The sequence below is a fragment of the Kitasatospora sp. NPDC004799 genome, from assembly GCF_040609095.1.
Classification (GTDB): Bacteria; Actinomycetota; Actinomycetes; order Streptomycetales; family Streptomycetaceae; genus Kitasatospora.
Genome location: NZ_JBEXJK010000307.1, coordinates 1 through 9,920, shown reverse-complemented (window position 1 = coordinate 9,920; position 9,920 = coordinate 1). Strand labels below are relative to the sequence as shown.

At 69.3% G+C, this 9,920-nt stretch carries 9 protein-coding genes; 7 read left to right on the top strand and 2 right to left on the bottom strand.

Annotation, left to right across the window (positions count from 1 at the left end):
* Positions 1–854, bottom strand: an 854-nt coding sequence (locus tag ABZW03_RS29805; RefSeq protein ID WP_355264952.1) for a polyketide synthase, incomplete at its 3' end; no start/stop codon positions are given.
* Positions 855–1,542: 688 nt separating this feature from the next.
* Here ABZW03_RS29805 and ABZW03_RS29800 point away from each other — a divergent pair.
* Positions 1,543–2,712, top strand: a complete 1,170-nt coding sequence (locus tag ABZW03_RS29800) for a cytochrome P450 (protein WP_355264950.1) — start codon at positions 1,543–1,545, stop codon at positions 2,710–2,712.
* A 537-nt stretch (positions 2,713–3,249) separates the two neighbouring features.
* Positions 3,250–4,518, top strand: coding sequence for a phophatidylserine decarboxylase associated domain-containing protein (locus ABZW03_RS29795; protein WP_355264947.1), 1,269 nt, complete (start codon positions 3,250–3,252; stop codon positions 4,516–4,518).
* 102 nt (positions 4,519–4,620) lie between these two features.
* Here ABZW03_RS29795 and ABZW03_RS29790 read toward each other — a convergent pair whose 3' ends face one another.
* Entirely contained in the window at positions 4,621–6,372 is a 1,752-nt protein-coding gene (locus tag ABZW03_RS29790; RefSeq protein WP_355264944.1) for a peroxidase family protein, read from the bottom strand.
* Between the two features lie 274 nt (positions 6,373–6,646).
* Here ABZW03_RS29790 and ABZW03_RS29785 point away from each other — a divergent pair, with 274 nt between their 5' ends.
* The 5 genes from ABZW03_RS29785 to ABZW03_RS29765 all read left to right on the top strand — a co-directional run bounded on the left by ABZW03_RS29785 (position 6,647) and on the right by ABZW03_RS29765 (position 9,769).
* Complete coding sequence (locus ABZW03_RS29785; RefSeq protein WP_355264941.1) at positions 6,647–7,729, top strand: ferritin-like protein; 1,083 nt, start codon at positions 6,647–6,649, stop codon at positions 7,727–7,729.
* Between the two features lie 187 nt (positions 7,730–7,916).
* Positions 7,917–8,252 (top strand): hypothetical protein, encoded by a 336-nt coding sequence (locus ABZW03_RS29780; protein ID WP_355264938.1) that lies wholly within the window; start codon positions 7,917–7,919, stop codon positions 8,250–8,252.
* Between the two features lie 22 nt (positions 8,253–8,274).
* A complete protein-coding gene (locus ABZW03_RS29775; protein WP_355264935.1) occupies positions 8,275–8,604 on the top strand; it encodes a hypothetical protein in 330 nt (109 codons plus the stop codon).
* Positions 8,605–9,069: 465 nt separating this feature from the next.
* Positions 9,070–9,327 (top strand): hypothetical protein, encoded by a 258-nt coding sequence (locus tag ABZW03_RS29770; RefSeq protein ID WP_355264932.1) that lies wholly within the window; start codon positions 9,070–9,072, stop codon positions 9,325–9,327.
* Positions 9,328–9,469: 142 nt separating this feature from the next.
* Positions 9,470–9,769 (top strand): hypothetical protein, encoded by a 300-nt coding sequence (locus ABZW03_RS29765; protein WP_355264929.1) that lies wholly within the window; start codon positions 9,470–9,472, stop codon positions 9,767–9,769.
* The last annotated feature ends 151 nt before the right edge of the window (positions 9,770–9,920 follow it).

Below are 9,920 nucleotides of genomic sequence, written 5' to 3'. Positions count from 1 at the left end.
GTGCCGGTGCCGTGCAGCTCCACGTACTGCACGTCCGCGGGACGCACGCCGGCGCGGGCCAGCGCCTCGCGGATGACCTGTTCCTGGGCCTGCGCGCTGGGCACGGTCAGGCTCCGGGTGGCGCCGTCGTTGTTGACCGCGCTGCCCCGGATGACACCGTAGACGCGGTCCCCGTCGGCCAGGGCCCGGTCCAGCGGCTTCAGGACGAGGAAGGCGCCGCCCTCGCCGCGGACGAAGCCGTTGGCCCGGGCGTCGAAGGTGAAGCAGCGGTCGTCCGGGGACAGGCCGCCGAACTCCACCGCTCCCTCCTCGCGGGCGGCGGTCAGGTTGAGGTTCACCCCGCCGGCCAGGGCGAGCGCCGACTCCCCGCGGCGCAGGCTCTCGACCGCCAGGTGCACCGCGACCAGCGCCGAGGACTGGGCCGTGTCGACCGTCATGCTCGGTCCGCGCACCCCGAGGAAGTGCGAGACGCGGTTGGCGATGACGCCCCGGTTGGTGCCGGTCAGCGTGTGCGGCGTGATGTGGCCGGGGTAGGCCAGGGACGTGTAGTCCTCCCACATCGAGCCGACGAACACCCCCGTCTGGCCGCCCGTCAGCGTGCTCGGCACGATCCGGGCGTCCTCCAGGGCCTCCCAGGCGAGTTCGAGCATGAGCCGCTGCTGCGGGTCCATGCCGGCGGCCTCCCGGGGGGACACGCCGAAGAACGCCGCGTCGAAGCCGTCCACCCGGTCCAGGTAGCCGCCGTGCCGTACGCCCTGCCGGCCCGCGGGCGGCGCGGTGATCGCGTCGGCCCCGTCGCACAGCAGTCGCCAGAACGCCTCCGGATCCGGGGCTTTCGGCAGCCTGCCCGCCATTCCGACGACAGCGACACGATCGGCGTCCGAATCCAGGGGGAAGCGCATCACATCGACACCTCGTGAGCCGGGGGGGAGGAAGGAAGGCGGGGCGTTTCCGTAGCAGTCCCGATGGTGCGGCTCCGGCCGCGCGAGCGGCCGGATCATCGAGCGCGCGGGCAGCCCGGCGACCCGGTGGTATCCGACCCGGACTCGACCGCGCTCCGGGCGCCTGGATCGGTGGAGCGCTCCTCGAACGCGACAGCGCTGGCGACGCTCTGTGAGGAAGATGCACTGGTGAGCTGAGCCTTGGGGGCCGAGGCGATGATCGTCTCACCGTGGGAGACGAGCATGGCAGCAACGTCACGCCGTCGCCATAGGCCGGGCGAAGGCTGGCTCAAACGAGGCACATCACAACGTCATATGCCTGCACGGCACAGGCGCCGTGGCGAAATCCGTTCCGTTCCCCGGGAAACGCGTCGTTTGCCGCGGACGGCCCGTCGCCGTGTCCGCCCGCGAACACGGCCGGCAAACACGGCCGGAGAATCTGCCGGTGAACCTGCCGGTGCGGCCACGGTAGTTCGTCCACGCCCCGCACCGCCACGACCGGGCCGGATTCCCGGGCACCGTCGACGCCGCCGGTGACGACGCCCTAGACTCCCCGGCACCCGGCACCCTGGGGCTGATGACTTCCCGTCAGGAGGCAGCGATGCGAGCCACGTTCCCCCTCAGCACACCGCACCACCTCGACAACGAACCCGAAGCCGAGGCCCTGCTCGCGCAGGCTCCGGTCGTCCGCGCGACGATGGGTCCGGCGGACGTCTGGCTCGCCCTCTCCTACCGGGCGGTGCGCCAGGTCCTGAGCGACAGCCGGTTCAGCCGGGAGGCGGCCACGCTTCCCGGCAGCCCGCTGAAACTGTCCGTCGCCGCCGACCCGTTGCTGGTCACCAGCCTGGACGGCGAGCGCCACGCCCGCCTGCGCAAGCTGATGTCACAGGCGTTCAGCCCGCGCATGGTCGACCGGTTGGAGCCGCGCGTGCAGTCCGTCGTGGACTCCCTGCTCGACTCCCTCGACCCGACCGCGGACCTCGTGGCCGGTCTCTGCGCCCCCCTGCCGTTGATGGTCATCTGCGAACTGCTCGGCGTGCCCTACTCCGAGGCGGCGGCCATCCGCCGGTGGACCAGGCGGCTGTTCGTCACGGACATCACCCCGGACGAACTGCGGGCCGCCCAGGGCGAGATGCAGGACTGGCTCGCCGAGCTGGTGCGCGAGAAGCGGGCCCGGCCGGACGACGGGTTGATCTCGGCGATGGTCGCCGCCAACGACGAGGGCGACCACCTCACCGAACCCGAGCTGCTGGCCAACCTCGAAGGCCTGCTGATCGCCGGCCACGAGACGACCGTCAACCAGCTGGGCAACTCGTTCCTGACCCTGCTGCGCCACCCGGACCAACTGGCCCTGCTGCGGTCCTCACCGGACCTGATCGGACCGGCGGTCGACGAACTGCTGCGCTACAGCCGGCTCTTCACCTCGGCCGAGGTCCGGGTCACCACCGAGCCCGTCGACCTGGAGGGCGTCGAACTGGGGGCGGGCGAACCGGTCCTGCCGGTCATCGTCGCGGCCAACCGCGACCCCGGCGTCTACCCGGATCCCGGCCGCTTCGACATCACGCGCGAAGGACCGGCGGCACACCTCGCCTTCGGGCACGGGCCGCACTTCTGCCTCGGCGCGGTACTGGCCCGCCGGGAGATGCGGGTGGCGATCGGGTCCGTGGTGAAGCGGTACCCGGGGCTGCGCCTCGCCGTCGACGAGTCCGAGCTCACCTACATACCGGAACTGGTCTTCCGCGGCCTGCAGGCGCTGCCGGTCACCTGGTGACCATCGCCCCACCGGCCACCCCGGGGGCCGGCGTCGGGAACGACACCGGCCCCCCGGCGTCACTTCGTCGGCCGCGGAATGGCCACATGGGCCGTATTCCTCTCGGACTTCGCGTACTCGCCCGGCATCCCCAACTCCTCTGTGATCGACGGCCGGTTGAAGGAACTCCAGGGTCGAGGAACGACCGTCGCGACCCTGTCGACCACCCGGTGCACGGATTCACCGGCTCGCCACAAGGTCACTCAGATCGCCCACGATCCACCCGCCCGTGACTTTCGCCTGCCGCGAGCCCTCGGGGGAACCGGCAAGGGGCGGGGGCTCGGGAATTCCGGGGCGCTTACGCTGCCCGAATGGCTCGCCTACCGACAATGGAGCACGGCCGATCGCGAGCCCCCGGGGAGACGGCGACGGTGGGCTTGGGCACGGGGGACGAGCCGGGGCCCCGGGCGCCGTGGGCCGGGAGGGCGTGGCGCTCTCCGCGGAGGTCGGCTCGCCGCACACCGTGCCCGGTCGACCCATCCAGAGGAAGGAAGCCCCGTGACGACCGTCAACGGTGACCGCTACTCCGCCCAGGCCGTCGAGGCCCGCTACCAGGACTCGTTCGGCCGGCTCGCCGGCTACCTGCCGCAGGACCGGACCATCGTCTACGCCTGGCTGGACGAGCTCGGCCGTCAGGTCGAGCAGCGGCGGACCCAACGCATCCTCGTCCGGCACGACTCGGTGGCCGAGCTGGCACGGCTGATCGACCGGGATCCGGTGGTGCGGATGTACGTGACCCTGATGATCGAGCAGGCCAAGGAGTACCGGAAGGACGGGGTGCGCGACATCCCCGATCTGCTCGACCACCTCGACACCGTCGTCACCTGGGCCCCACGCTACTTCGACAAGGTCCACTTCCCGATGTCCGCCCTGTTCGTCGACATGATGTTCACGCCGGCCGGCGAGGCGGCCTTCCGCAACCGGGACCTCAACAGGGCGCTCCTGGGGATTCTGCGGGAGTGGTGCCGGTACCTGGACAGTCCGGACAGCTGTCGGGTCCTCACCGACGAGCAGTGGCTGTCGTCGGCGGCCTGGGAGGAGCTCAAACTCGGGGACTTCCAGGTGGATCCGAAGAAACCCCATGGCGGGCTGCTGTCGTTCAACGACTTCTTCCACCGGGAGATCAGACCCGAGAAGCGCCCCGTCGCGGGCGCCGGGGACCCCAAGGTCATCGTCGCCCCGAACGACGGCAAGGTGGTCAGGATCCAGCGGAACGTGCGGCGCACCGACGAGTTCTGGGTCAAGGGCCAGCGCTACTCCCTCTACGACATGCTGGACGGCAGCGATCTGACGGACGGCTTCGTCGGAGGCGACGTCTACCAGTCGTTCCTCTCCGGCGCCGACTACCACCGTTGGCACGCCCCGGTCGGCGGCACGGTCATCAGCACCCGGGTGGTCGAGGGACTGACGTTCACCGAGCTCGAATCGGCGGGCCACGACCCGGACGCCGGAATCCAGTCGCAGGTCTACGAGGCCTCGGTCAACGCCCGGGCCCTGATCTTCATCAGGAGCTCCGACCCCATCGGCACCGTCTGCGTGATGCCCATCGGCATCACCGAGATCTCCTCGCTCACCATCGGGGTCGAGCCGGGGCAGAAGCTGGAGAAGGGTGCCGAGCTGGGCTACTTCAGCTACGGCGGCTCCAGCATGGTCGTGGTCTTCCAGCCCGGTGCCGTGGCGGCCTTCGACGTCCCGGACAACACGACCGGGGACGTGACGAAGGGCCAGTGGTGCGCGGTCAACTCCGAGATCGCCCACACCGGCTGAGCGCCACGGCATCCGGGCGGGCTTCCACGGCGTGGCCCACGACTCGAGAACCTCCCCCGGCGGCCGGGCCCGCCGGCCGGGCCCGCCGGCCCCGGCCCGTCGTCACACGAGTCCGGCGATGCGCACGAGGTCCGACATGTAGAACGTGCCGGGGACCTCACCGAACGTGGGCTTCCAGGGGTTCGCCGGGTACTTGCTGTTGTGGCTGAGGTACGAGCCCGGGTCGGTCTTGACCAGTGCGGCGATCACCTCGCCGACCAGGGCGCTGCCCAGGGTGCCGAGCTTGAGGCTGCCCACGTCCGACTTCTCTTCGAGCGCGCCCTCGCCCAGGACGTAGTACCAGGGCGGTACGTGGTCGAAGTCCTTCAGCCCGAAGTCCTTGGGCGTGTAAGGGTCGTGGCCCGGGTTGTACTTGGCGTACACCTCCCTGGCCAGGTCCTCCCCCGAGGGCAGCCCCTTGGTGCCGTCCTTGCGCACGAAGGAGTTCGCGCGGCGCAGGTTCCGGATGGCGATGGAGAGCAGTGGCGAGTAGGACTGGCCCTTGTACGGGTTCCCGTCCGGGAGCTCCTCCTTCTCCGTGGAGTCCTCCAGCCACGTCAGGGGGCTGTCGACGGGCGGCGGCATCTGGAGGAAGGCGTGGATGATCTTCCGGTCGAACCGCTTCGCGTACTGGGGTTGCTGCGAGGCCTTCGGGATCACGAAGAACTGGCGCCAGTCGATGACCTGTTCGGTGCGCAGCGGCGAGAACGGTCTGCGGAAGTTGAAGAGGTGGCCGGTCGTGGTGCCGTTGAGGCGGTACTCCTCGACCGGCAGTGAGTGCAGCCGGTAGGCGGCGGCGGTGAATTCGAGGGGCAGGGCGACCGGCTTGTCCGGCGAGGGGTTGAAGACGAGGAAGGGGGCGTCCTTGTCCTCGGCCGCCGCCTTGACCTTCGCGTACACCGAGTCCTTCACGATCCTGGGAAGCCAGTCGTTGAGGATCATCCACTGGTAGTGCCAGACGACCTGTTGCTTCGCCGTGTCGAAGAGGGCGACGTCCGGGACCGAGCCCTTCAGCATGTCGACCACGGCGTTGTGGAACAGCATGAAGGCGTGGTGGATCTGGATCGAGATGATGGTGTTGTCGTTGCGCGGGTCGGCGATGACCGGGACGCCCTGGGGGTTGCGGGGCACGTCGTAGTCGCGGTTCGGGTCGATCCAGAACTTTCCGACGTCCAGGTTGTCGTAGAACGCGAACGACTGGGTCTTGGGACCGAGTCCGTAGACGTGGGAGAGGTCGACCCTGGCGCTGCGGAAGTTCGTCGTGTTCCCGATGGTGTTGCTGTCGAAGGTCGCGTCGGCCTGGAAGGTGATGTTGTGGTCGAGGAACTGGCCGAGGTAGGTGTAGCCCGCCGGGATGCCGGCCTTGGCCGGCTCCGTCGACGGCGCCGACGGCTTCGCCAGGTACTTGTCGTCGATCTTCTCGCCGAGCTCGGCGCACTGCCTCCTGTCGAACGGGAGCGGGGGGTTGAGGTCCATCGGGCCGCCGGGTGCGCCGAGTTCCTCGATCAGGTCGTCGGCGGGCACGTACCCGTTCAGCGCGGGGAACAGCCATGTGTAGGTGCCGGTCTCCACCACCGTGTCCCGGAACGCGACCGGGGTGTGCTGCCCCGTGGGGCGGGTTCCGTCGCCCACGTCCAGGCGCAGCGGGCAGCCGTGGCCGGTGAAGGTGGGGTCAGCGACCCGGAGGCCGTCCGGGTTCAGCGCTGCTTGTCCGTCGCGGCCCAGGAGTTGGTCGAGGAGCCGGGTGCGGGCCTCCTCCCGTCGGGTGGCGACGCCATCGGCGGGCGCGTCCGCCGTCGTGGTGTCCGTGGTCATCGGAGGGCTCTTCCTTCCGTCGTCCGGGTGACGGCGCCGGGGGCGCTCCCACCCGGGAGCTTCACGGCCGAATCGGTCACGGCCGCCCCGCACGCATGCCCGCGCTCCACCGTGCGGGTAACCCCGGCCGCCGAACACCACCGCAACGGCCCGGTGCCTTGACCCGGGCAGCCCGCCCGGGGTGGTGGGCGGTCACCGGTCGACCCACGATCGAACGGACGTCCGCGCGGGCCGAGGGCCCATCGTCGAGGAACCGATCACACCGGAGGACGGAATGACCGCCACCACTGTGAAGACCGCTGCCGGAAAGTCGCTCAGGGCACGGATCGCCGAATTCATCTATCTCGACGACCCGGTGGATCCGGTGGCGGAGATCCGCAAGCAGCTCCAGCTGGCGATCGAGGTGGAGTTCGCCACCATCCCGGCCTACCTCTGCGGTCTGTGGTCCATCAAGGAGAGCGGCAGGCCCAAGAAGGACATGAAGGGCAAGGACAGGAAGACCGAGGCGTACGAGCTGATCGAGAGCGTGGTCCTGGAGGAGATGCTCCACATGGGGCTGGCGTGCAACATGCTCACCGCCCTCGGAGGAAAGCCCGTCATCAAGCCCCCGGTGTACCCCAAGAGCCTTCCCGGCGGGGTGGAAGCCGGCCTGACGGTCCGTCTCCAGGGGCTGACCAAGGAGTACGTCCAGAAGACCTACATGGTCATCGAGTCCCCGGAGGTGCCCGCCCTGCCGCCGCTCACGACGGGAACCCCGGTCACCATCGGAGCTTTCTACGACAAGCTGCTGCGGATGATGAGGCGCTACAGCCCGGTGCCGAAGGTGGACAACCAGCTGAACGACTCCGGGCTCGGGCTCTACGAGATCCAGGACTTCGCCGACATCGAGCGCGCGATCGCCGAGATCAAGGCGCAGGGCGAGGGCACGGCCAACCTTCCGGGCATCTCCGACGAGCCGGACGAACTGGCCCACTACTACAAGTTCGCCCAGATCGTGGCGGGCGGAGAGCTCATCAAGAAGGGGACCGGGCGCTGGGAGTACAGCCAGGAGCTGCCGGTGCCGTTCCCGGAGGTCTGGCCGATGGCCGAGGTCCCCGAGGGCGGGTACGCGAAGCAGCCGGCGACGTACGAGGTGACCGCCGAGACGCGGACGAAGCTGGCCGCGTTCAACACCGCGTACCAGCAGACCGTTCAGCTCCTGGAGGAAGCGTGGACGCCGGGCAAGGGCGGGCAGGCGAAGCTGAGCGAGGCGGTGAAGGCCATGCTGCACCTGGAGGGCCTGGCCGCCCCGCTCTACGCGACGGAGAACCCGAAGGACAAGACACAGCATTTCGGTCCGGAGTTCCTCGGGGCGTGAGCCCGCCGACCGGTCACTCCGGGTATTCCTGTCGTACCGGGTTGCGATCGTGGAGGGGATGGTGTGCGCTGGGAAGTGTGCGAACCGTCCGCCCGAGAGGTCCGGGTCCGAACGGTGGGCAAATTCAGGCGATATCCGACGACAAGGAGGGGCGCGGGATTCGAAGGGCGAGTCTGGAGATTGTGCCATGGGAATAGAATTCGCAGTCGTCGATGCGGTCCCGTATGAGCACGGCCGCAGCACGGAACCGCTGGTATGGAAAGGGACCGCCACCTTCAGCCACCCCGTAAAGAACGCCGAAGCCGCCATCCAGGCGTTCTCCCTGGAATTTCTGAGAGGTCCCTACAATCCCGGTGAAGCCCCCTACGGAAAGGAGCACGTCGATTGCTCCGTGGGGAAGCTGGCCGGTAATACCGCCGCGGTCGAGGTGACGTTCCTGCTGCGCCCGCGGGACGCCGGCCCCGACTACAACTTCCAGGCCTCGGCGCGGATCCTGGTCATCGCCGAGACCGGTGGGCTGTAGCGGGAGACGGGAAGGAAAGACAGTGACCGGAGTGGGTTTGGCGCCGAGCATTCAGGTCGAGCAGCGCCATTTCGAATTTCCGCCGTCCAGCGACGCATCCGTCAGGACCCAGACGCAGCAGTTCTCGTTCGAACAGTGCGTCAACAGGGCGGTCGCCCTAGTGTCCGGCTACTCCGGGCACTACACCGACGACCAGCACCTGGAGATCGGAAGGATCCATGTGAAGGCGGAGGCCGGCCTTGAGGACGCCCAGAAGGGTGAAGTCCTCGTGACGTGTGAATGGGCATTCGATCCCCAGGTCAGCGCCCGTCCGTCGGCCGGGGAGGTCTGGGTGACCGTGCTGGGCTGGTGAGCAGTGTGGAGACCGGAGTCGGCGGCCGGCTGGACGTGACGGCCGAGGAGGTCCCGGCGGACCCGGGTTCCGTGGTCACCGCCGCGTTCCGGGTGGTCGACAGGCGGGAGGGGGTCGCGGGCGCGGACCTCGTCCTCACCGCCGATCCCGGGCTGACGTTCGAGGAGGACGTCGTGGGGTTCAGTCGGAACGGAGGCCGGCCGGGGACCTTCCGGGGCGAGCGGTCGCCGGGGAATTCCACCCTGAGGTGCGCGGGCGCCCACCTCGACGTCTACGACAGCGGGGACCGGATCGAACTCGATGTCGCCGTCCGCGTCGGCAGCAAGCTCGCCTCCGGCGATCCCGAGGTGCGGCTGGTCATCGAGAGCCCGCCGAACTGCCCTCCGGAGACCTATGGGTCCGGAGAGGTGACCATTCGCGTCAAGCTCCTCGTTCCCCACATCGACAAGGTCGACCCCCCCGGACGTGGAGGAAGGGGGCCCGGTCACTTTCGAGGGCAGCAATCTCGGCCTGGTGCGCTGGGCGGTCTTCGCGGACGAGGACGGCAGGACGGTCGTCACGGATGCCACGGGCAGAGATGTGGGCTACCTGGCGACGTCGAAGCGCCCTCCGGGGCTGGCCAACGGGCGTGGAAAGGTCTGGCTCTCCACCGCCGATGCGCAGAGCGAGATCGCACCGGGCAACACGAGCAACAGCCTGGACATCGTGTTCGAGAATCCGTAGCGGCATGGATGTGCAGGAAACGTGTTTCCCAGCCGAACAGGCTTGCCCGACCGTCGATGGGATTGTGGATTGGATTCAGGAATTGCACCACTGAGGCTCATCACGACCGACAGACACATGAGAGAAGAGGAGGCGAGGCAGGATGAGCATGCACCTTGACGCCGTTTACCCGCCCCAGGTCGAGCCGGGCGGACCGGTTCATCTGGAGGGCAGTGACCTCGGCCTGGCGCGCTGGGCGGTGTTCACGGACGCGCAGGCCAAGCACACCGTGACCGTGGCCGCGACCGCGGAGGACGTCGGCAGGGCGGTCGACTCGGTATGCCCTGACGGTCTGGACAAACCGAGTCAGGGGACGATCGCCGTCTCGGATGCCGAGACGAGGGAGCAGGTCAGCTCGTCGAACACCAGCAACACGGTGGCCCTCGGCTTCGTCAACCGCTGACATCGCGCGCCTGCGCACGAAAAGCGCGGGGGTGGGGGTAGAGGGCGCCCCCCCCGCTGAGGGTGGCGGGGTGGGCGCCGCCCCCCCCGCCGCCCAGCGGCCCCCCCCCGGCACGGCCCCGACGCCCCCCGCCCCCCCCACCCGCGGCCCC